22 protein-coding genes are annotated in these 20,665 nt (G+C 42.1%); 10 read left to right on the top strand and 12 right to left on the bottom strand.

Annotated elements, in window-relative coordinates:
• Positions 1 to 90: 90 nt before the first annotated feature.
• The 7 genes from IGI67_RS22050 to rarD all read left to right on the top strand — a co-directional run bounded on the left by IGI67_RS22050 (position 91) and on the right by rarD (position 5,570).
• Positions 91 to 459, top strand: coding sequence for an iron chaperone (locus tag IGI67_RS22050; protein WP_207108818.1), 369 nt, complete (start codon positions 91 to 93; stop codon positions 457 to 459).
• Between the two features lie 227 nt (positions 460 to 686).
• Positions 687 to 1,730, top strand: coding sequence for an aldose epimerase family protein (locus tag IGI67_RS22045; RefSeq protein WP_429959296.1), 1,044 nt, complete (start codon positions 687 to 689; stop codon positions 1,728 to 1,730).
• On the top strand, positions 1,720 to 2,889 hold the full coding sequence (locus IGI67_RS22040) for a galactokinase (protein WP_429959295.1): 1,170 nt from the start codon (positions 1,720 to 1,722) through the stop codon (positions 2,887 to 2,889). The genes IGI67_RS22045 and IGI67_RS22040 overlap by 11 nt, the downstream gene beginning before the upstream one ends.
• A 112-nt stretch (positions 2,890 to 3,001) precedes the next feature.
• Positions 3,002 to 3,160, top strand: coding sequence for a hypothetical protein (locus IGI67_RS22035; protein ID WP_429959294.1), 159 nt, complete (start codon positions 3,002 to 3,004; stop codon positions 3,158 to 3,160).
• A 13-nt stretch (positions 3,161 to 3,173) separates the two neighbouring features.
• The gene (locus tag IGI67_RS22030) at positions 3,174 to 3,605 is read left to right on the top strand and encodes a GNAT family N-acetyltransferase (protein WP_429959293.1); all 432 of its coding nucleotides are present in this window, start codon (positions 3,174 to 3,176) and stop codon (positions 3,603 to 3,605) included.
• A 359-nt stretch (positions 3,606 to 3,964) separates the two neighbouring features.
• Positions 3,965 to 4,483, top strand: a complete 519-nt coding sequence (locus IGI67_RS22025) for an HdeD family acid-resistance protein (protein ID WP_429959292.1) — start codon at positions 3,965 to 3,967, stop codon at positions 4,481 to 4,483.
• 196 nt (positions 4,484 to 4,679) lie between these two features.
• Entirely contained in the window at positions 4,680 to 5,570 is an 891-nt protein-coding gene (rarD, locus tag IGI67_RS22020; RefSeq protein ID WP_207108812.1) for an EamA family transporter RarD, read from the top strand.
• A gap of 22 nt (positions 5,571 to 5,592) precedes the next feature.
• Here the strand turns inward: rarD and IGI67_RS22015 are convergent, their stop codons facing one another.
• From IGI67_RS22015 to IGI67_RS21985, 7 genes are all read right to left on the bottom strand, one after another.
• Positions 5,593 to 5,757: a hypothetical protein gene (locus IGI67_RS22015; protein ID WP_429959291.1), complete on the bottom strand. Its 165-nt coding sequence runs from the start codon at positions 5,755 to 5,757 to the stop codon at positions 5,593 to 5,595.
• A 307-nt stretch (positions 5,758 to 6,064) separates the two neighbouring features.
• Positions 6,065 to 6,964, bottom strand: a complete 900-nt coding sequence (locus IGI67_RS22010) for an NAD(P)-dependent oxidoreductase (RefSeq protein WP_429959290.1) — start codon at positions 6,962 to 6,964, stop codon at positions 6,065 to 6,067.
• 309 nt (positions 6,965 to 7,273) lie between these two features.
• The gene (locus IGI67_RS22005) at positions 7,274 to 8,719 is read right to left on the bottom strand and encodes a PTS mannitol transporter subunit IICB (RefSeq protein WP_429959289.1); all 1,446 of its coding nucleotides are present in this window, start codon (positions 8,717 to 8,719) and stop codon (positions 7,274 to 7,276) included.
• A 13-nt stretch (positions 8,720 to 8,732) separates the two neighbouring features.
• The gene (locus IGI67_RS22000) at positions 8,733 to 9,164 is read right to left on the bottom strand and encodes a PTS sugar transporter subunit IIA (protein WP_429959288.1); all 432 of its coding nucleotides are present in this window, start codon (positions 9,162 to 9,164) and stop codon (positions 8,733 to 8,735) included.
• Between the two features lie 9 nt (positions 9,165 to 9,173).
• Positions 9,174 to 10,313 carry a mannitol-1-phosphate 5-dehydrogenase gene (locus IGI67_RS21995; RefSeq protein WP_429959287.1) on the bottom strand — a complete coding sequence of 380 codons (1,140 nt, stop codon included), beginning with the start codon at positions 10,311 to 10,313 and terminating at the stop codon, positions 9,174 to 9,176.
• Positions 10,314 to 10,322: 9 nt separating this feature from the next.
• Positions 10,323 to 10,880: a 6-phospho-3-hexuloisomerase gene (gene hxlB, locus IGI67_RS21990; RefSeq protein ID WP_429959286.1), complete on the bottom strand. Its 558-nt coding sequence runs from the start codon at positions 10,878 to 10,880 to the stop codon at positions 10,323 to 10,325.
• Positions 10,881 to 10,892: 12 nt separating this feature from the next.
• Positions 10,893 to 11,588 carry a ribulose-phosphate 3-epimerase gene (locus IGI67_RS21985; RefSeq protein WP_429959285.1) on the bottom strand — a complete coding sequence of 232 codons (696 nt, stop codon included), beginning with the start codon at positions 11,586 to 11,588 and terminating at the stop codon, positions 10,893 to 10,895.
• 245 nt (positions 11,589 to 11,833) lie between these two features.
• Here IGI67_RS21985 and IGI67_RS21980 point away from each other — a divergent pair, with 245 nt between their 5' ends.
• Positions 11,834 to 12,583: a DeoR/GlpR family DNA-binding transcription regulator gene (locus IGI67_RS21980; RefSeq protein WP_207108804.1), complete on the top strand. Its 750-nt coding sequence runs from the start codon at positions 11,834 to 11,836 to the stop codon at positions 12,581 to 12,583.
• A 128-nt stretch (positions 12,584 to 12,711) separates the two neighbouring features.
• Here the strand turns inward: IGI67_RS21980 and dapF are convergent, their stop codons facing one another.
• From dapF to IGI67_RS21965, 3 genes are read right to left on the bottom strand one after another with little or no spacing between them, the layout of a single operon-like run.
• Positions 12,712 to 13,539: a diaminopimelate epimerase gene (gene dapF / locus IGI67_RS21975; protein ID WP_429959284.1), complete on the bottom strand. Its 828-nt coding sequence runs from the start codon at positions 13,537 to 13,539 to the stop codon at positions 12,712 to 12,714.
• A 24-nt stretch (positions 13,540 to 13,563) separates the two neighbouring features.
• Positions 13,564 to 14,862 carry a diaminopimelate decarboxylase gene (lysA, locus tag IGI67_RS21970; protein WP_429959283.1) on the bottom strand — a complete coding sequence of 433 codons (1,299 nt, stop codon included), beginning with the start codon at positions 14,860 to 14,862 and terminating at the stop codon, positions 13,564 to 13,566.
• A gap of 15 nt (positions 14,863 to 14,877) precedes the next feature.
• Positions 14,878 to 16,032: a M20 metallopeptidase family protein gene (locus IGI67_RS21965; protein ID WP_429959282.1), complete on the bottom strand. Its 1,155-nt coding sequence runs from the start codon at positions 16,030 to 16,032 to the stop codon at positions 14,878 to 14,880.
• Positions 16,033 to 16,415: 383 nt separating this feature from the next.
• Between IGI67_RS21965 and celB the strand changes: the two genes are divergently transcribed.
• Both celB and IGI67_RS21955 read left to right on the top strand, forming a co-directional pair.
• Entirely contained in the window at positions 16,416 to 17,687 is a 1,272-nt protein-coding gene (gene celB / locus IGI67_RS21960) for a PTS cellobiose transporter subunit IIC (RefSeq protein WP_207108800.1), read from the top strand.
• Between the two features lie 103 nt (positions 17,688 to 17,790).
• Positions 17,791 to 18,510: a GntR family transcriptional regulator gene (locus IGI67_RS21955; RefSeq protein ID WP_207108799.1), complete on the top strand. Its 720-nt coding sequence runs from the start codon at positions 17,791 to 17,793 to the stop codon at positions 18,508 to 18,510.
• A gap of 147 nt (positions 18,511 to 18,657) precedes the next feature.
• Here the strand turns inward: IGI67_RS21955 and IGI67_RS21950 are convergent, their stop codons facing one another.
• Together IGI67_RS21950 and IGI67_RS21945 are read right to left on the bottom strand one after the other, a co-directional pair.
• On the bottom strand, positions 18,658 to 20,013 hold the full coding sequence (locus IGI67_RS21950; RefSeq protein ID WP_429959281.1) for a sensor histidine kinase: 1,356 nt from the start codon (positions 20,011 to 20,013) through the stop codon (positions 18,658 to 18,660).
• Complete coding sequence (locus IGI67_RS21945) at positions 20,001 to 20,663, bottom strand: response regulator transcription factor (RefSeq protein ID WP_429959280.1); 663 nt, start codon at positions 20,661 to 20,663, stop codon at positions 20,001 to 20,003. Before IGI67_RS21945 ends, IGI67_RS21950 begins: the two co-directional genes overlap by 13 nt.
• Positions 20,664 to 20,665: the final 2 nt, after the last annotated feature.

Raw genomic sequence — 20,665 nt, 5'->3', positions numbered from 1 at the left:
TCTGCTTTCTATTTATCTGCTGGTATACTGGGAGATAGACTTTGCCAGCAAAGTCATCCAATGATCATCACAAAAAGCGGGAGGAAAACAATGGATACTTTCAAAAATTATTTAGCCCAAATTGAAGATGAAGCACATCGAGACAAATTGCGTGCACTTTTTCAATGGATTTTAACCGAGTTTCCTGAATTGGATACACGAATCGCGTGGAACGAACCCATGTTTACTCATCACGGAACATTTATCCTTGGAGTCAGCACGGCTAAAAACCATTTTTCCGTTTCACCTGAAGTCGCTTGTCTAAAAAAATTTTTACCAGCAATTCAAAACTTTGGGTACAGCCATACAACTAATATTTTTCGAATAAAATGGACTGAAGAGATCAACTATCCCCTCATCCGAGAAATGATCGCCTTCAACCTTGAGGATAAAGCGGAGTATGCTAAATTCTGGCGATAGCTGCTCTTTGGTTTAGAGCAAAAAAAATGCGACGCTTGAAATCAATGAAGAAATGCAACAAAAAGTTAAATGATCATCACAGAAGTACGTTTTAAAGAAAACGATTTCTTGTTAAATTGAAAGCAAGCACTATTGAAAAACTTCTACCCCTTGTCACTTTATTGATAAATCGATAAAATTAGCGGGACACGATGATTTCTTATTACATAAAAAGAGAGGTTTTTATTATGCAAATTACAGAACAAGCTTTTGGCAAAGACTATCACCTGATTACTATCAAAAATGAAGACGGTTTCCACCTAGCCGTTACTGATTTAGGCGCACGGATCGTTCGTTTAGGACGTGACAAGGAATTGATTTTAGGCTTCGATTCGGCAGAAGAATATTTGGAAAAGGATCCATTCATTGGCGGCACCATCGGACGGACGGCTGGTCGAATCGAAAACGGTCGTTTTACCCTTGACGATCAAGAGTACCAAGTAGCCGTTGATCCAACGACTGGACATTCTTTGCACGGCGGGAAACCCGGCTTTGAAGCAAAAAAATGGGACTACACTATTGAAAACGGCGATGACGAAGCATCGATCATTTTTACCACCGTCAGCCCTGACGGCGAACATGGTTTTCCTGGGAATTTGACTGTTGAAGTGCGGCATACCTTGACTGATGAGAATGTTTGGCGCGTAACAACCAAAGGAATCAGCGATCAAACGACGCTCTTCAATCCAACCAACCATGTCTACTTTAATTTGACCGGCGATGTTACTCAAGCGATCGATGACCATACCCTTTGGCTGAACAGCGAAAGTTTTGCTTCGTTGCGGCCAGATACGATTCCAACTGGTGAAATCACCGCAGCAGCAGGAACGCCCTTTGACTTCCAGACAGAAAAACCGTTAGCGGATGTATTTGCTAGCGACTTTGAACAAAAGAACCAATGCAACGGACTTGATCATCCTTTCTTCTTGAAGGAAAGTCATTTGCAGCAGACGGCAGCCAAATTGACCAGCCCAGACGGAAACATTGAATTGACAGTCTCTACAGATTCATCCAGCGTGGTGATCTTCACCGCAAACTTCGGCGAGGATGGTCCAGAAATACATGGAGAAAAACTAGCGCATCATGGCGGTATTACCTTTGAAACACAAATCGCCCCCGGTGCTGAACAATTCCCTGAATTCGGTTCAATTACGTTGCCTGCTAATGAGACCTTCGAAACGACAACAGAATATAAAATAACCTTGAAAGAAGCGAAGAAACATGGAAATTAAACGTGAATTAAACACTAAATTTGCTGAAATATTCGGGCCACATGAGACAACGCAATATTTTTCTCCGGGCCGGATCAACTTGATCGGCGAGCATACGGATTACAATGGCGGTCACGTCTTCCCCGCCTCTATCACCTATGGAACATACGGTGTTGCTGCTCCCCGCGAGGATAAAAAAATATTGGTCTATTCGACAAATTTTGAAGACATCGGCGTTATTACCTTTGATATCGACAAATTGGATTACGATAAAAAGGACAACTGGGCCAATTATGTAAAAGGCATGGTTCTAAAATTAAAGGAAGCGGGACATCTAATTGATCATGGCTTCGAATTGTTAGTTGAAGGAACGATCCCTAATGGTGCCGGTCTTTCCAGCAGTGCTTCTTTGGAACTATTGGTTGGTGTCGTATTGGAAGATTTATTCACCTTGGATACCGATCGGCTTGAGCTGGTCCAAACCGGTAAGAAAGTTGAAAATGAGTTTATTGGTGTAAATTCAGGTATCATGGATCAATTTGCGATTGGGTTTGGTGATGTGGATCAAGCAATTCTTTTAGACACCAACACACTGAAATACGAAATGGTTCCGGTGAAATTAGATGGCTATGCGGTGGTTATCATGAATACGAATAAACGTCGCGAACTGGCAGACTCCAAATATAATGAACGCCGCAGCGAGTGCGAAGAAGCTCTTGCTCGTTTACAAAAGAAGCTAGCGATTCAATCCTTAGGTGATCTGGATGAAGAAACCTTTGAATCCAACATCGACTTGATCGGCGAGGATACTTTGATTCGCCGTGCTCGTCATGCTGTAACCGAAAATCAACGAACCTTAGAGGCGAAGGCAGAATTAGAAAAGGGCCAGTTGGAAGCCTTTGGCAAATTATTGAACGCCTCTCATTATTCTTTGCGTCACGACTATGAAGTGACTGGAGTTGAATTGGACACGCTAGTTGATGCCGCTCAGGCACAAGCTGGTGTACTTGGTGCACGTATGACTGGCGCAGGTTTTGGCGGCTGTGCGATTGCCCTAGTCAAAGAGGAAGCTATTCCCAGCTTCAAAAACAACGTCTACGATGAATACATGAATGTTGTCGGCTACGCGCCAGACTTTTACGTTGCACATATCGGCAGCGGAGCCACGAAGATCGGCTAGTTCCCTCTCCTTCATCCCAAGTGGATGGAGGAGTTTTTATTTGCCTATTTTCTTCTAAGGGCTTTGCGGAAACCTATCCGTATACTACAATGAACAAAAAGGAGTTCTGATCATGACAAAAAAACGTGTATACATTCCTTTAGCAATTCTACTGGGGCTGCTAGGATTTAGTCCCATGCTGGTCTCTCTTTTGGGGACCAAACAAGAGGATAAACTGAACCCTAATTATTACTCAGATACCAATGAGTCACTTTTCAAATCTACTAAATAAACTGGAGCTATTTATGATCAAATTAATTGAAACTGTCAGTCGCACAGACTTGGAAACGATCGCTTCCATCTGGTTAAAAAGCAATCTTGACGCACATGACTTTATTGAAAAAAGCTATTGGCTTCATAACTACCCAGTCGTTAAAGCGATGCTTCCAAAGGCAAAACTCTATGTCTATTCTCAAAACGATGAAATCATCGGTTTTCTTGGAATGGTTGATGATTTTATTGCGGGAATTTTTGTTTTGAGTGAATACAGGTCTTTAGGCATCGGAACTCAATTACTAAATAAGGTGAAAACCAGCTGCTCGCACCTAAGCTTAAGTGTCTATTCAAAAAATGAGAGTGCCCTTCGTTTTTATCTCAAGCACGGCTTCAAAGCTCTAAAAAAGCAAACAGACCACGAAACAAACGAAGCGGAATGGTTAATGGAATGGACGGCTTGACCTCTTCGTTTCTAATTTTTCAGTCCTTCTAGTTTGACCGTGTCACATCGAGGGAATATACTCCTTCTAAAGAGGTGGTTGTAATCAAATTGAGCAAGTTCAATAATAAGTATACCTATTTAGCTGTTTCCTATTTTTTTGTTTCGCTTTTCTTCGCGTTTCAAGAAGGAACCATTCTTAAATGGGCGAGTTTCTTTTTTCTGATTTCTTTTGGCATCAACGCATTTAAAGCAATAAAGGAAGCCCAAAACTAGCGATAATTGCCCGTTTCTCTGCTATGAATGAAAATTATTTAAGCGATCATTATCTTTTCATATTTTTTCAGTAAGTGATACTATTTCCTCAAGGAGGTGAAAAATATGGAAAGAAAATCAACTTTTCGCTTGCCGTATTTTTTGATGGGGCTTCTCTTTATTTTAGTTTCTTTACTGTCATTTAGAGACCCGCAAAGCAGCTTACTTGCCATTGTTTATGTTTTTGCTCTTTCAGCCATTCTAAAAGGGATCTTTGAACTATTCTTTAGACGGAAAATCCATGAATTTACCAATCAAAAATCAACATTCTTGATCGTTCTTGGCGTATTTGATTTATTGGTGGGTATCTTCTTCTTGTTTAATCTCTCTGCCGGTTTAGTGGCGCTGCCTTTTGTCTTTGCGATTTGGTTCTTATTCGATTCAATTGCAGGCTTATTAACGGCAAGTATCTACAAAATCGAAAGTACCGGCTATTATTGGTTTCACGTTATCGTTAATGTTATCGGGATTTTATTAGGCATCATGCTTCTTTTTAATCCTTTAACTTCAGCATTGACACTTGCTTTCTTAGTCGGTTTCTATTTTATGATGGCGGGCATTTCGTTGATCGCCTATTCATTTTAAGAATTGAAAGCTTTTTTGAAAAATACTTAACAAAATGAAAGTCAAATGACCCTATCACTTAAGATTACGATAGTCTAGGATCATTTGGCTTTTTTTACGCAAAATCAGCTTTTTTTCCCTCAAATCGTTTTTTCTGAAAATTCTCTTAATTATTTATGTTAAAATGATAAAACATCATTCATTTAAGGAGGTTCCAATGAAAAAAGATTCTGGATTGGTTTATGGTTTTGGTGCATACATTATTTGGGGCATCCTGCCGCTTTACTGGAAATTATTGGGCAATGTAGCTTCTGTGGATACGTTGTTTTATCGAATTATTTGGTCACTGGTTTTCATGACAGTCTATTTGATCGTATTACGGAAATTTCCTCTCTTTATTCAAGAGGTAAAAGAACTGTTAAAAGATAAGCGAAGCATACTCGCCATCATCATGGCTGCGGTTTTCGTTTCTCTGAACTGGGGAATTTTTATCTATACCGTTTCTATCGGCGAGGTTCAGCAAGCTAGCTTGGGCTATTACATTAACCCGCTACTAAATGTGCTGGCTGGCGCGATTTATTTAAAGGAGCCTTTGACCAGACAAGCGAAGCTAGCTAGTCTTTCTGCATGTGCAGGAGTCATTCTATTGACCGTTCAAACCGGTGTTTTTCCTATTAAGTCCCTTTTATTGGCGGCTAGTTTTTGCTTATACGGCTTAACAAAAAAACAATTGAAGTTAAGCTCCGCTACCAGCATTACTCTGGAAACATTGATTATCGCACCTGTTGGTTTGATTTATTTATTTTTCCTGTCGCCAGTTGGATTTATGAATTATTCAACAAGCACCAATTTATTACTGATGGGTGCTGGGATTGTCACAGCGATTCCGTTACTGCTGTTTGCAACAGCCGTTAAAAAATTATCGTACATCACGCTTGGCTTTTTACAATACGTCAATCCTACTATTATGCTGGCAATGGCGATCTTTGTTTTTCACGAGCCTTACGCCTTACCACAATTTATCGCTTTCGCCTTTATTTGGTTAGGCATTCTGATTTTTATTCTTGGTAATTTCATCGAGTCACGTAAAAAAGGGATTCACTTGTAGAATCCCTTTTTTTTGTGCTCGCTTAATAGTTGAACTCATGCACAATCTCGCCAGACTTGAATACTTTGCTTGCTTTGACTTTGTCATAATTGGTCGCGTAGCAAAGGGCTTCCCGATGAGTCGTAAAGGTCTCCTCTGTCATTTCCCCAACAATTGTTTTTACCTGAACTACGTATTGATATTCCATATTTCTTCCTCTTTTCCTTTAAAACGCCGCAAGTCAGAACCATCTGAATAACATCTTTTCCGATAACCAATCTAGTTTGATAGGTTTATCATACCGAGCTTTTTATATAAACTCAATACCTTATGTGATGTTTTGTGACATTCGATTTAAATTTTTTCGAAAAAAGGACAATTCATGTAACTTTTATTCACATACTTCTTACTTCCTGTTGCTTTTTGTGCTTATAAATCAAAAATGAGCAAACTGTCTTTGTGTCTTTGACATTAAAAAAGACCCAAGCAACGACGCTTGGATCCCTCCATCAATCCTAGTTGTTCTTTTGAAAATTCTCGATATTTTCGATTACCTTTTGAGCCAACCGTACTTTTGCCATCGAAGTTAGACCTGCATTGGTTTTTCCGGCAAAAACATTTGGCAAACCAATCACTTCTTCTCCCAGCCCAGCTTCAGTGTCACTAAAGGCATAATTCCCCGACTGAGCTAACCAATGTTTCAACGCTGATACCTCGTGTGACGGTGCGATCGAGACATTCATCAAAATTTTTCCGTTGCCAAATGTTTGAAACGCAGCTTCATTTAATAAGACTACATTTTTATTCAGGCAAGTAATCAGGATATCGACCTTACTCAACAGTTCATCAAATGGCAGGTAATTCATCCCTAGCTCTTTTTCTATCTCTGGCTTGCGTGTTCGACTGTAGTAATGCACATCCATCCCGAAAAAGTTCATTGTTCGGGCAAGCAAGCTGCCGACAGTCCCCATACCGACGATGCCGACTTTGACACCTGTCAATTCCATCGGCTCATCCTTCCACATCGCCGGTCCGCGACCTTGCAGTAAACGAACCAATTCGCTAATGGCGTACTCCTTGACCCCTTCATCACCGTAATCGCGAACACCGGTCACAACAATCCCTTTTTTCTCTGCATGAAGAATGTCGACATTCGCATTTTCCGGTGCATATAAACTGGCACAGATGCCGATGTACCGAATGTTCGGACAAGCATCCAGCACTTCCTTATCAATAAAGCTTGTAAAGCTTAGCATGACGCAATCCGCATCCCCGATACGTTCAATGATCTCAGCTGATTCACTGGGAATATCTTCATAGAAGACAGCCTCATCTGCCAATTCTTTTAATTTCTCATCCCATTCAGGTAATAATTTGGTCGGCTCGATCGCCACCATTTTCTTAAACTTTTTCATGTTAGCCTCCTAGATATTCATACTGCCTTCATGATACGTCCTACAAATTTTCGCGTCAATGAAATTCAATCGCCCGAATAGGCAAAGCAGATTTCTTTGAGCGGCGATTTTCTTTATTCGCCTCATCTATTGGCGCTGGATTTATAGAAAGCAACGTTTAAATTGAACGTCTTTTTGATAAAAACTTTACAAAAATAAACCGAATGCTCCGATTTCTTTCATTTTGGAAAGTTTATGGGCATTCGGCTTTATCATTCACATTTTTTGTTTCTTAAACTAGATTTCTTTTTTAGGAGAAACTCGTCGACATTATTCCTTCGTTTTTGCCTCGACGATGTCCTTTACTAAATCATCGATAGCTGGGTCCTGCAAATAATTCTTCAATGTAACAATCCTCATTTTAGGATGCGCATTACGCGTTCGTTCTTCCAAATCCTGATGAACGACTACCATATCACTATCTGCTGGCACCTCTTCAATTCGATAGTTTTTGACTTCAATATCAGTGATGCCCGCCTTCTGCAATTTTTTCTTGAAGGTCGTAGCCCCCATTGCACTGCTGCCCATGCCGGCATCGCAAGCAAATGAGATTTTATTTACGCCAGCATTCATTGTGTTTGCTGCTTGAGCGTTGTCACCATTCAGCAGTTCTTTTCCTTCAGATTTCATTGATTTTGATTTTTGGACGGATTCTTCAAAGCTATCTTCGTCATCCGCCGTTTTATCTGCTTTCAAAATCACTGCTGTCACTAAGAAAGACACTGCTGTCGCGATCACTACTCCGGCGATTACCCCAAAGAAATTCCCTCGCGGAGTCAAAGCCAGATAAGAGAAAATTGAGCCCGGGCTCGGACCAGCGACCAACCCAACATTTAATAACTGAAAGGTCAAAGTTCCGGCCATACCACCTGCAATCATTGATAAAATAGTGATTGGCTTCATTAATACGTATGGGAAATACATTTCATGAATACCGCCAAAAAAGTGGATAATGATTGCCCCTGGAGCCGTTCGTTTCGCTACTTTTTTGCCAAAGAAGGAATATGCTAGCAGCAGGCCCAGACCAGGTCCAGGGTTTGACGCCACCATGAAATAGATTGACTTGCCCGCTTCTAATGTTTGCTGCATCCCTAACGGATAATAAACGCCTTGGTCAATCACATTATTTAAGAACAACACTTTTGCCGGCTCATTTATTAACGAAAGCAAAGGTAAGAAGCCCGTCGAAACCAGCGCTTCGATCGCATTCGTAACAAATTGATTGGCTGATTGGATTGTCGGACCAATAACTAAGTAAGACAAACACATCAAGATAAAACCGATGATGCCGATTGAAAAATTATTGACAACCATTTCAAATCCAGCCGGGATCTTTCCGTCTAAAAAGTCATCTGTCTTCTTCATTATCCAGCCGCCTAACGGACCGATCACCATCGCTCCCATGAACATTGGAATATCCGAACCGATAATCAGGCCGATCGTACCAATAGATCCCAATACTGCACCGCGGTGCCCGCCGATCATTCGCCCGCCAGTATACGCTAATAATAATGGCAATAAATAACTAACTGTAGGTCCGACTAACTCTCCTAGTGCTTCATTTGGAAACCAACCAGTAGGAATAAATAGTGCTGTAGCAATTCCCCACGCAATAAACGCACCAATGTTCGGCAACACCATATTCGTTAAGAAACCGCCAAAAGCCTGGATTCTCGCACGCATCGATACTTGTTTTGCTTCATTCGTTACATCCATTTCCTTCTCTCCTTTATTCCTTGATCAAATCCAACAACGCTTGTTCTGTCTCAACATCAAATAATTTCTGATACAATTTTTCATCACTCAGCAGTTCTCCTAAGCTGGCGATCAGCTCTAAGTGCCCGTCTGGTGAATCCGAAGAAAGTGTAAATAATACACTTACTGGCTCCTCACCAGGAAACATGACCGGCTCTGCCAAGCGCAGAAAAGTCATTCCAATGCCATGGCTGCCATTTTCTGGACGCGTATGAGGCATCGCCACTTGCGGCAGCAAGATAATATAATTTCCATTGTCTAAAACATTTTGGATCATCGCTTCCACATAGGATTCTTCTACAATGCCCTGCTCCAAAAGCGGCTGCGCCCCCAGTCGAATGGCCTCTTGCCAAGAAGCTATTGATTCAACAAAATTTGTCTTTCCCGTTAATTGCTCTTTTAACATCTGTGCCTCCTATCCCAGCGATTCATAAGCAGCCATCACTTCTTGAAGCAACGTGCCCGTCACATTCGAAATCTTTTTGATCGTTGTTTCTAAACCTTCTTTTTCAATCATCGCAGACAGCTTTTCGGCCTCTGGGTCAGCAGAGTTGCGATAAAGGTAACCAGCGGCAATAATTTTCAACCCTGCTTCGTGAGGCAAATCAAGTGCCTCTAGTTTTACTACCGGGGCAACTAACCGATCGTCCTGTCCCAGCTTTCTGATTGGCGAACCACCCACGCGGGCAATCTTGTCTGAAAGCCTTTGATTTCCTTGCCGCTTTAATGTTTTTTTGATAAAACTCGTTAGCTCCTCTTGGTCAAATTGGTATTCTCGAACAAAATAGGCTGCATTCTCTGCTAAAAATTGATTGACTAATGTCCATATTTTCTGATCTTGAATCGCTTCTTGAATAGTCCTGCAGCCTTGCAATGCACCAAGATACGCTATTGCTGCATGAGCTGCGTTAACGATAAACAACTTACGCTCAATATACGGCTGCATTTCATCGATCAAGACCACATCCTTTAGTTCGAAGAAAGTCGCAGGATCGAGTTGCTGACGATGAATCACCCATTCAAAGTAAGGCTCCACAACCGCGACCATTTTGTGATCAACGATTTTTCCAAGCGACTGACGATCAATCGCTGTATTTACAAAATAGGCCAATTGATCAACGATTGCTCGTTCTTTCTCAGCCAACAACCTATAAACTTCCTTTTTCAAAATTTCGCTAGCATTGATCACATTTTCATTGGCCAATATATTAATGCTGTTTTTTTGTTCAAAACGTTTGAGCAATCCCTTGGCGATTACAGGTGCGATCTTGGCTAAATTATCCGCGCCTACAGAGGTGGTTAAAATGTCCGCTTTTTCAATCGCTGAAATTACTTGTTCCATCTCGGTCAAGCTATTTAGAGCGGTCACCTGATCAATAAAAGCGGTGGTTCCCTCCTCATCAATAATTTCGATCGTATAGCCGCCATCCTGATTCAATTGCTGAATCAATTCTGCGTTCGTATCCACGAAACAAATTTCAAAACCATTTTCATGTAAGAGCTGACCTATAAACCCTCGCCCAATATTCCCTGCACCAAAATGTACTGCCTTCATCCTCTTCACCTACTCCAAGTTGGCATGATACTGCCACAAGCTGTGCATATCAATCTCTTTTTCTTCCACCATCATCAATGCAATACTGTCACCTAACAAAAGCAAGCATTGTTCAAACAAACTGGTCATTGGCTGAATCGATGGGATCTCTCCTGGTAAAGCCAGCTTGGTTTGAACTGGGATGCGAACGAATATATCCGTATACGCCTTCATCGAGCTGTTGGCGTTCGATCCGATATGTGCCACTGTCGCATCGAAACTCTTGGCCTTTTTCGCGATTGCTAGTGGAAAAGAGCTCTCTCCGCTGCCTGATCCAACAATCAACAAATCCTTTTTCGTGATTGCAGGTTCGGTGATTTGACCGACTACTACTGTTTGAATCCCCAGATGGGCCAGCCTTTTCGCGATTCCTTCCAACGATAGCAGGACACGACCGACACCCACGAAAAATACGCGCTCCGCTTTTTCAATTGCCGTTACCAGCTGCGCTACCTCTTCTACCTCAATATGATCTAAGGTTGCCGCGATTTCATTTATGATTTTCTGTTCTACTCTCTTAAATCCCAACAATTTCCCCTCCTATCTTACTAGAGCCGCTTTATTCACAGCCTCAGACAACAGCTGACGATTCTCCGCTAAGGTGTTGCCGGCGATAAATAGGCTTGTGCTTCCTAACACCAGGTTTGTGGCACCCGCGGTCAATAAGTCTGGAATTGAGGCCAATGACACGCGGCCATCGACTTGGAGGTCCACTGTCAACTCCTGCTCATCGATCAGCTGACGGAGGTCAGCGATTTTTTTCAACGCATAAGGAATTTGCTTTTCCGCTTTATTTGTCGCAAATCCCGGATTAATCAGCATTAGACACACACGGTCAATTTCCGGTAAAACATAATCCAAAACAGTTAAGGCTGTCGCCGGATTCAATGCAACCCCCACCTTTGTCCCTGCATTCTTAATCAATTGAATATACCGATCAACGTGCAGGCTGGTTTCATGGTGGAACGTAATTCCTTCCACTCCGATTTTCAGCATCTCACCAATAAAAAATTCATTGTCCTTCGACATGATATGCACATCAAAATTCATTGACGTGACTTCCCGCATTCGCTTGATCGTCTCTATTCCTAAAGGCATGCTTGGGCTGAATGAGCCGTCGATTACATCGATATGCAGCGTATCCATTCCAATATCTTCCAGCTCTATGATGCTTTTTTCTAAATTCACCAAATCTCCGCACATAATTGATGGCGATAGAATGATTTTCTTTTCCATGGACTTCCTCCTACTTGCAATGCGCTGATCTTCTCCGGATAAGACCAGCGTAGTTCGAATGCCGTACACCCTTTCATTACAAGCTCATTGTAACCGCTTAACAATCACAAGTCAACACAAACACGCAAATAACATAATTTTATATGCGTGTTTGTGCGCTTATTACCGATTAAAACGGAAGGAAATTGACAGAAAATCGCATACATGGCATGATAAACGTGAAGAAACAAGAAGGAGTGCGCACTATGTTAAAAGAGGAACGCCATCAGAAAATCCTTGATCTTTTAAATATTGAGCAAAAGGTAATTGCCAGTGATTTAAGCCAACGTTTCAATGTTTCAGAGGATACGATTCGGCGAGATTTGAAAGAATTGGATAATCAGGGGCTATTAAAAAGAGTTCACAGCGGTGCCTTGCGTGTAGGCCCGCCAATCACCGACTTCAATTATCGGGAAACGGTTGCTAGTGATCGTAAGAAAGAGCTGGCTCACAAGGCATTGCCGTTTTTGAAGGAAGATTCGGTCATAATTATTGACGGAAGTACCACCAATTTGGCTTTAGCGAAGGAGATTCCGCAAGATTTTCGGGCCACTATTATCACCAATAGCCCGCCGATCGCCATGGAATTAGCACAGCATCCAAACATTGAGATTATTAATATCGGCGGTGTGTTTTACAAACAATCGATGATCAATATCGGTGTACAGGCCTACAAGCAGCTGCGAAATATCCGAGCAGACCTTTATATCATGGGGATTTACAATCTTGATCTGGACGCGGGAACGAGTGTCCCTACCACGCAAGAATCTGAAATCAAACGGGAAATGGTTCGCATCTCCACGGAAGTTCTCGGAATGATCACTAATGATAAGTTCGGCACCATCAGCAATCACATCGTCGGCCCGGTCGACGATCTGACGTACTTGATTTCTGAAGATATTCCCGACAAAGTTCGCAAAGAATATAGCAAGCAAAAAATCGTCTTGATTGACTAATTACTCAGATTAACCTTCAAAAAAAATAAAAAGCCGAACAAGCAATACTATCCAAATAGATAGTCATATGCTTGCTCGGCTTTCATTTTGTAAAGTATTTCTCAAAAAAACTTTCAATTCATTAAGTTTTAAACCCAATCTTCATCCAAAATCGTGCCTTCAGCTACGATATTCGTATCGCCAATCAAGTACAGCTCCTCTTCCAAAACATTCACTTGAAGCTGTCCGCCTAATACTTCGATCACGACTGGATCACTTTTGACTAGGCCTTTTTTAGTCAGTGCATAGGCTGTCGAACCAGTTCCCGTGCCGCACGCCAAAGTAAAGTCCTCTACCCCTCGCTCATAGGTGCGTTCCACAACGGTTTGGTCCGGCAAGATATCATAGAAATTCACATTTGCCCCTTTTGTAAACGCAGGATGATTGCGCAGCTTTCTGGCAAAATCAACCATCGTCTCTAATTCGGTCATGGCAAGATCAGCTGCATGAACGACTAAATGAGGGATGCCCGGATGACCTAATTCGACATAATCCACTACTACCTCTTTGCCGTCAATCTGAATCACTTTATCGGCTTCATAAACGGTTGGTGAATTTAGCTGAACACGATAGCTGCGATTATCCAGGCGTTCCGCGGGAACATTACCGGCGATCGTCTCGATAATCATTTTTTCATTTGCGACACCCGTCTCATACGCCCAGCGAGCAACACAGCGTGCGCCGTTTCCGCACATCTCGGCTTCAGAGCCATCCGCATTGAAAAAACGTGCATAAAAATCACCATCACCGCGTGCAGACTCGATCGCAATCAAGGTATCTGCTCCAACTGAAATACGCCGCTTACAAACACGTGCCGAAAACGTCGTTAATTGATCACTAGAAAAATTCAGCTTTTGATTGTCGATCAAAATAAAATCATTTCCAGCGCCTTGTATTTTATAAAAGGGTACCTTCATGCTTTCGCCTCATTTCAACTGTCTTTAGTTCAAAAAGCTTGGGATTTCTTCATTTTGAATGATTTGGTCCAAGGTTTGTCGTTTTACTGTCAGCTCTGCCTGTCCTGCTTTGGTTAACACAACTGCCGGTATCGCCAGTTTATTATAATTGCTGGCCATTGAATAGCCATACGCTCCAGTTGAAAATGTAGCGAAGATATCGCCGGTTTCAACAGCTGGCAGCTCGATATCCTTCACTAAAATATCGGTGCTTTCGCAGGCTTTCCCAGAAACCGTCACTTTTTCGACTGCCGTATGGTCCGCTTTGTTCGCCAAAATGCCCGTATATTCCGCTTCATAAAGCCCCGGACGAATATTGTCTGTCATACCGCCATCGATACTGACATATTTACGCAGACCCGGAAGCTCTTTGATTGCGCCGATTTGATGCAGGCTGATTCCTGCTTCAGCTACAATACTGCGGCCTGGTTCAATAACTACTGCCGGCTGCGGAAATTGTTGCTTTTCACAAAAATCCAGCACTTTTTCCATCATTGGATCGGTGAAATAGCTAAAGGGCTTCGGCTGATCCGCATCCGTATAGCGAACCCCAAACCCGCCGCCAAAATTCAACTCTTTAATCGTATAGTCAAAGCGTTCTTTAACCATCTTCACTAAATCCAGCGCAATATCTACTGCTGCTAAGTGGGCATGGTTATCGAATAATTGACTGCCGACATGAAAATGGAAGCCTAAGAAATTCACCTCCGCTGTTTGGATCGCATTTTGAATTTGCGGAAACAAGATGGATTCATCGATCGGGATACCAAATTTCGAATCCTTTTGTCCCGTTGAAATAAATGAATGCGTTTGAACGTTCACTTCCGGCGTAATTCGAAATAGAATATCCACCACTTTTTGTTTTTCTTTGGCAATTGCCGCAATCAAGTCTACTTCCTGCAGGCTATCGACGATGATCCGGCCAACACCATAATCAATCGCCATTTCCAATTCTTCAATTGATTTGTTATTCCCGTTCATCTCAATGTGTTCAGCCGGAAACGCTCCTTTAATGGCTGTATAAAGCTCCCCGTCTGAAACGACATCTAAAGAAAAGCCTTGATTTTGAATGATTTTCAACATCGCCAGCGTGGAGAATGCTTTGCTGGCGAATGCTACTCGTACGTTTTCATACTTTTCGACAAAATCGCGTTGTAGTTCGTGACATTTCTCTTCGATCTTCGTTTGTGAAAAAACATATAGCGGCGTTCCAAATTTCTCTGCTAAGTCGACTGTATCACAGCCGTCCCACATCAAATGTCCATTTTGTACTTCAAATTCCATTATAAGCCCCCTCAATTAGTTTCCGTTCAATCCAGCGATCAGATTTACAAATGTCTGAATCCCTAAAAGCAGATTCACTTCGTCAAATTTCATTTTCCCACTATGCAGCGGATACGTATAGCCCTTTTCCTCATCACGAATCCCCAAGAAGAAAAACATCCCAGGAATTTCTTGCTGATACATTGAAAAATCTTCTGCGATCAAGTATGGCGGTGTTTCAACATAATAATCCGCAGCGACTTTTTCCAGTGTTTCCACCATCTTCGGATCATTATCCACCACTCGGTACATGTGATTGAAGTCGACTACCGCCTCACAGCCGTACCCTTTGGCGATTTCACCTGCTAATAATTCGGTCCGACGAACAACCTCATCATAAACCTTGTCATCAAATGCCCGCATCGTTCCATGTAAAACAACTTCCTTCGCTACAATATTCATCGCCTCACCGCCATGTATCGTCCCAAATGTCAAAACAACATTATCCAACGGTCCGATGTTTCTGGCTAAAATGCTATTCAACCCAGAAATCACTCCACCAGCCGCAACAATCGCGTCTTCTCCCAGCTGAGGCTGTGCGCCATGGGTACTGACGCCTTTAATCGTGATCGTCACTTCCGCATTACGGGCCATCATCGGTCCTGGTCGACAAGATATCTTTCCAGCCGGCAAATCAGGAAATACGTGCAAGCCCACGATTTCCTCCACACCTAGCTCTTGCAGAATACCTGTCTTCATGATCAGCTCTGCACCGCCTGGGCCTTCTTCCGCTGGTTGGAAAACAAAAACAAGCGTTCCTTGGATGGCTTCAGGATGTTTGTGTAAGTATGCAATAAATCCCAGCAAGGTTGCCATATGTCCATCATGCCCGCAAGCATGCATCTTCCCTGGTGTTTTCGAGGCAAAGGCGTAATCAGTCTGCTCCTCTACTGGCAAAGCATCAATATCTGAACGAAAGGCTAGCGTTTTTCCAGGCGTTTTCCCTCGTAAGACTGCAATCGTACCCGTTTCAATGACTTCATATGTCTCTGTGACACCAAAAGATGCCAGCTTTTTTCGAATATATGCTGCAGTTTGCTTTTCTTCCAGACCAAGTTCAGGAATCTGGTGCAACTCGCGCCGCATCGTGGTGACTAATTCCTCTAGTTCTTTGACTTGCGTATCGATCATCGTCTCACTCATTTCCTTAGATATTCTTAGAATAATGCTCGTTAGATTAGAATATCATTGATAGTTTCTCATATTATAGTATAGATTGCCGCTTGGGTCATTAATTTGTTTCGCAAATTTTCAGTATATGAAAAGAAAAATAGTTCCCCTTTCTTCTATTATATATAGTCAGTACTTTTTCAATCACAAGATCCAACGCCTCTTCTTTTATTACTTACATGATCAAAAAAGATTTTAATCGCCTTAAGCTCAATCATTTCAGGCTCTCTATATCAAACTACAAATAAAAATCAATCATATTTAAATATATGACTAGACATACTATCGAAAACATGATAAATTATAGCTGTAATCGATTACAAAAAAATCTAGAGGTGAAGAAAATGAATGGGTTTATGGATAAGCTAGCGGAGAAAATCATGCCCTTAGCGAACAAGCTAGGACAAAATCGTTATTTAACTGTACTTAGAGATGCCTTCATGTTGTCATTCCCGCTGACTATGTTTGGTTCAATCGTGGTTGTTATTAACAATCTGCCTTTTTTCAACGATGCCACTAAAGGCGTACTGAGTGAACTTTTTGGTAACGGGCAAAATGCTACCATGAGTATCATGTCTGTATTTGTAACATTCGGGATCGGCTATTATTTATCAGAATCATATGAAGTAGAAGGTATTTTCGGCGGAGCTGTTTCCTTTGCTAGCTTCTTGATTTTAACGCCATTTTTCATGACATTGGAAAACGGTGAAGAAGTCAGCGGCGTCTTATCTTTGGATCGTCTTGGAGCAAAAGGAATGTTTATCGGTATGATCGCCGCATTCCTTGCAGCAGAAATTTATTGCCGTATCACTAAACGAGGCTGGCAAATTAAAATGCCTGACGGTGTTCCGCCAGCAGTAACAAAATCTTTTGCGGCGTTAATTCCTGCAGTGATGACCTTAACAACATTCTTAATCGTCAATGCCATTATGACAGGTGTTTTCCATGCAAATCTGCATGATGTTATCTATGAAGTCATTCAAAAGCCTTTGACTGGTCTTGGAAGCAGCCTGCCTGCTACCTTGCTAGCTCTATTCTTGGTACAATTCTTATGGTTCTTTGGTCTGCATGGACAAATCATTGTAAACTCAGTGATGGATCCGATCTGGAATACTTTAATGCTTGATAATTTAGAGGCTTATAAAGCCGGCGACCCATTACCGCATATCATTTCAAAACCATTCATGGAAACATTTACTGTTGGTTTGGGTGGTTCTGGTATGACGCTAGCTGTCGTTATCTTGATGGCCTTTATCTTGAAGAAAAAACAATACCGTGATGTTGGACGTTTGGCTCTGGCACCTGGGATCTTCAATGTAAATGAACCGGCAATATTCGGCTTACCGATCGTTTTGAATGCGACGATCTTAATTCCTTGGGTGTTGGCACCGTTAGTCGTTACTACTATTAACTACTTAGTGATGGCTGCTGGGATCGTTCCTCCACCAACTGGTGTATCCGTTCCATGGACTGTTCCTATCGTTGCCAGTGGTATTTTAGCAACAAATTCTTGGCTGGGCGGAGCTTTGCAAGTTCTTGATTTCGTCATCGTCGGCCTAATCTGGTATCCGTTCTTACGTATTCTTGATCGTCAGCCAAATTTTGATATCGAATAATCAATCAAAAAAAGTTAAGGCAAATGCAAAAAGTTTGTCTTAACTTTTTTTATTCATTGTATAGACATTTGAATTTATGTATAATCATATTGAGGTGATATCGTTGCCAAAATACGAAGAAATCGCAAATACTTTACGGAATCGTATCAAAAGTGAAACTTATCCAGCCGGCTCTTTACTTCCGAAGCAAATCGAACTTGTTAAAGAGTTTTCTGTCAGCCGAATGACTGTCCAAAAAGCACTGGAAATTTTGACGCTGGAAGGACTATTATCATCTAAAAAAGGCGTAGGAACGACCGTTTTACACCATCCCTTTTTGACGAAAAACACTTCTTTCCTTTCTTACTATGAAGGATTGAGCGCAGAAATGGAAAAAGCGAACCGAAAATTGGAAAGCCAAGTCATTGAGTTCAATGTTGAATTTCCTGATCTCTCAATTCAGGAGAAGCTGCACATTTCAGAGGAAGAACCGGTCTATAACATTGTTCGTCTAAGAATTTTGGATGGCACCCCGTTTATCTTGGAACATACTTATATGCCGATTCAGGCAGTTCCGAACTTAAAGAAAGAGATCATTGAGGCGTCGATTTATCAATATATTAAAAACGAGCTTGGGGTCAAAATTACGGGTGCCTATCGTACGATTCGAGCAGACAAAAGCTCTGAGTATGATCAAAAATATCTTGATTGCGCGGTGGATGATCCTGTTTTAGAGATTCGGCAAATCGCTTACCAGCAAAACGGTGATCCAATCGAATACTCTCGCAGCCGAAATCGTTTTGACGTTCGCGACTATTCCTTCCTTGATATGAAAGGCAATTAAATGCCCGCAGACATATGTGAGCCGAAAGCCTTTTGGGAAAATACTTAACAAAATGAAAGCAAACGCTCCTATTACTTTAAACATTTAAAGTAATAGGAGCGTTCCGCTTTTATTTATGTCATTTTTTAGGCTCAATCTCTTCCGCTTTTACTCGGTCAGTGAGAGAATCAGGGCGGCTTTTCCCCCGTGCTCTGTATTTCCCAGCTCCAATCGGCCGTGGTGATCCTTTGCCACTCGCTCTACAATTGACAAGCCGATACCGTAATTAGTGTTCGCCGTACGGCTCTGGTCCTGCTGCCAAAACATTTCCTTTGCGTGGGTCAGCGCTGCTGGAGAAAAGCCCGGACCATTATCTTCAAAAATAAAAGACAGTTCCTGCTTCTGCTGTTCAATTCGAATAGTCACATCGCCTGCTTCAGTATGTCGAATCGCATTATCTCCAATATTTACTAAAGCTCGTGTCAGCATTACAGGAGCAGCAATAATTGTCAGATTCTCTTCTTTATTCTGGATAATGAAACGCAGCCCCTTTTGCTTGGCCAGCGGAAGAAGGGTCTTGCTCATTTCCTCCAAAATCGTTTCTATCGGAACAACGGTCTTCTCCTCTTGAAATACCTCAAAGTTCGAGATTTGCTGCAGCAGTCCAATATATTCCTTGGTTTTCAAACCAGACTCATAAATGTCAGTGATCAGCTGCTTCTGCTCATCCTCCCATTCCTCTTCTAGTAAAAGTTCCGCGTTCCCATTGATCACCGTCAATGGCGTATTGATATCATGAGTCAAAGCGGCAATTTCCTGTTTGCGCTGCTGCTGGGTCTCCCATTGCTGCACTAATGACTCTTTCAGCGCGCCCCTCATTTCCTCCATTGATTGCAGCACATGATCAAACTCCAGAATACCAGTGGATGCAGCAATGGCTGTTTCAAGATTCTTTTGCGTGATTTGCTGGCTCGCTTGCTCAACTAAAACGAGTTTGCCCTTTAGCTGTTTACTGGCTCTTCTGGCAAAGAGAATGAAAAATAGAACTAAGGCAAAAGAGATTCCTATAATAAAGAGAACTTCAAAATTTGGAAACAGCCTTCTTAAGCGTGAATTGGTAAATTGCGCTTTGTATTGCCATAAAAACAAAGCGTAAGTCCCATCGGAAAAAGTGAGGTACGCCGCTGTCGAATATGGCTCCTCTTTGTCCTTGTATTGCTTAGTGATCTTTTTCAAGGATTTCTTTGATAACGAACTGCTTTTTACAGCGCCATTTTTTGAAAAATAGACATACTGATAAAATTCAGGGGACAAATCGGCAGGAAATGTCTGACTTCCCTTCAGCCGTGTGATTTCTTTACGCGCTTCTGTTTCTCCCGCATTTGCCGGAGCGATCTTCTCGGTGGAAATCAACAACTGAAATGTCAGCAGCGTTAGCAGCAAAATGACTATGACTCCAAAGAAAGCCGACAATAAGAGATGTGAAACGTATCTGGTTAATCCAATCGTTTTTATTTTCGCCATCGATAACCAATCCCCCAGATCGTCTCAATCGGATCTTCCTTGAACTCTTTCAATTTTGCACGAACATTTTTGATGTGCTCAACGATCACACTTTCCTCCGAACTCCCGTCGTAGCCGAAGACCGCTTCATACAGCTGCGTTTTGGAAAACACTTGCCCTGCTGATTCCAACAGATGTGCACAAATCAGATATTCAGATTTAGTCAACGCAATCTCAGTTGAATCGTGAAATAATTTCTTTCCAGTCAGATCCAAGGAAAAATTGCCGCATCGCAAAACATGTGTGTGCCCACGTGATTCTCGCCGCAAATGGGCCGCAACACGTGCCCGCAGCTCTGAAACAGCAAAGGGCTTGCGAATATAATCATCCCCGCCGATTCCCAGACCGTGGATCAGCTCGCTCTCTCCAGCCTTGGCCGTGACAAAAAGAATCGGACAATCCACCAAGTTGCGAATTCGTTGACAATACGCGAACCCATCTTCCTCCGGCATCATGACATCTAATAACATCAAATCTGCGAACTTGGCTTTTTCCGGTGTAACTTCTTTCGTATGCGTGAAGGTCTCTACCTGATGCCCTTCCCGTAATAAAGCTGTTTTGATAAATGCTAAGATTTTTTCATCATCATCGATTGCAAAAATTTTTGCCATCC

Source organism: Enterococcus sp. AZ196 (genome assembly GCF_050498845.1).
GTDB classification, from domain to species: domain Bacteria; phylum Bacillota; class Bacilli; order Lactobacillales; family Enterococcaceae; genus Enterococcus_A; species Enterococcus_A murrayae.
This window is presented reverse-complemented; position numbering and strand designations above follow the sequence as displayed.

Excerpts from the sequence above, each read along its gene's own strand:
- IGI67_RS22025 (WP_429959292.1), top strand. The coding sequence starts at position 3,965 with ATGGAAAGAAAATCAACTTTTCGCTTGCCGTATTTTTTGATGGGGCTT.
- dapF (WP_429959284.1), bottom strand. The coding sequence starts at position 13,539 with ATGAAGGTACCCTTTTATAAAATACAAGGCGCTGGAAATGATTTTATT.
- IGI67_RS21995 (WP_429959287.1), bottom strand. The coding sequence starts at position 10,313 with ATGAAGGCAGTACATTTTGGTGCAGGGAATATTGGGCGAGGGTTTATA.
- IGI67_RS22030 (WP_429959293.1), top strand. The coding sequence starts at position 3,174 with ATGATCAAATTAATTGAAACTGTCAGTCGCACAGACTTGGAAACGATC.
- IGI67_RS22015 (WP_429959291.1), bottom strand. The coding sequence starts at position 5,757 with ATGGAATATCAATACGTAGTTCAGGTAAAAACAATTGTTGGGGAAATG.
- IGI67_RS21965 (WP_429959282.1), bottom strand. The coding sequence starts at position 16,032 with ATGATCGATACGCAAGTCAAAGAACTAGAGGAATTAGTCACCACGATG.
- celB (WP_207108800.1), top strand. The coding sequence starts at position 16,416 with ATGAATGGGTTTATGGATAAGCTAGCGGAGAAAATCATGCCCTTAGCG.
- rarD (WP_207108812.1), top strand. The coding sequence starts at position 4,680 with ATGAAAAAAGATTCTGGATTGGTTTATGGTTTTGGTGCATACATTATT.
- IGI67_RS21985 (WP_429959285.1), bottom strand. The coding sequence starts at position 11,588 with ATGGAAAAGAAAATCATTCTATCGCCATCAATTATGTGCGGAGATTTG.
- IGI67_RS22040 (WP_429959295.1), top strand. The coding sequence starts at position 1,720 with ATGGAAATTAAACGTGAATTAAACACTAAATTTGCTGAAATATTCGGG.
- IGI67_RS21945 (WP_429959280.1), bottom strand. The coding sequence starts at position 20,663 with ATGGCAAAAATTTTTGCAATCGATGATGATGAAAAAATCTTAGCATTT.
- IGI67_RS21950 (WP_429959281.1), bottom strand. The coding sequence starts at position 20,013 with ATGGCGAAAATAAAAACGATTGGATTAACCAGATACGTTTCACATCTC.
- IGI67_RS22050 (WP_207108818.1), top strand. The coding sequence starts at position 91 with ATGGATACTTTCAAAAATTATTTAGCCCAAATTGAAGATGAAGCACAT.
- IGI67_RS22045 (WP_429959296.1), top strand. The coding sequence starts at position 687 with ATGCAAATTACAGAACAAGCTTTTGGCAAAGACTATCACCTGATTACT.
- IGI67_RS21980 (WP_207108804.1), top strand. The coding sequence starts at position 11,834 with ATGTTAAAAGAGGAACGCCATCAGAAAATCCTTGATCTTTTAAATATT.
- IGI67_RS22010 (WP_429959290.1), bottom strand. The coding sequence starts at position 6,964 with ATGAAAAAGTTTAAGAAAATGGTGGCGATCGAGCCGACCAAATTATTA.
- IGI67_RS22005 (WP_429959289.1), bottom strand. The coding sequence starts at position 8,719 with ATGGATGTAACGAATGAAGCAAAACAAGTATCGATGCGTGCGAGAATC.
- lysA (WP_429959283.1), bottom strand. The coding sequence starts at position 14,862 with ATGGAATTTGAAGTACAAAATGGACATTTGATGTGGGACGGCTGTGAT.
- IGI67_RS22035 (WP_429959294.1), top strand. The coding sequence starts at position 3,002 with ATGACAAAAAAACGTGTATACATTCCTTTAGCAATTCTACTGGGGCTG.
- IGI67_RS22000 (WP_429959288.1), bottom strand. The coding sequence starts at position 9,164 with ATGTTAAAAGAGCAATTAACGGGAAAGACAAATTTTGTTGAATCAATA.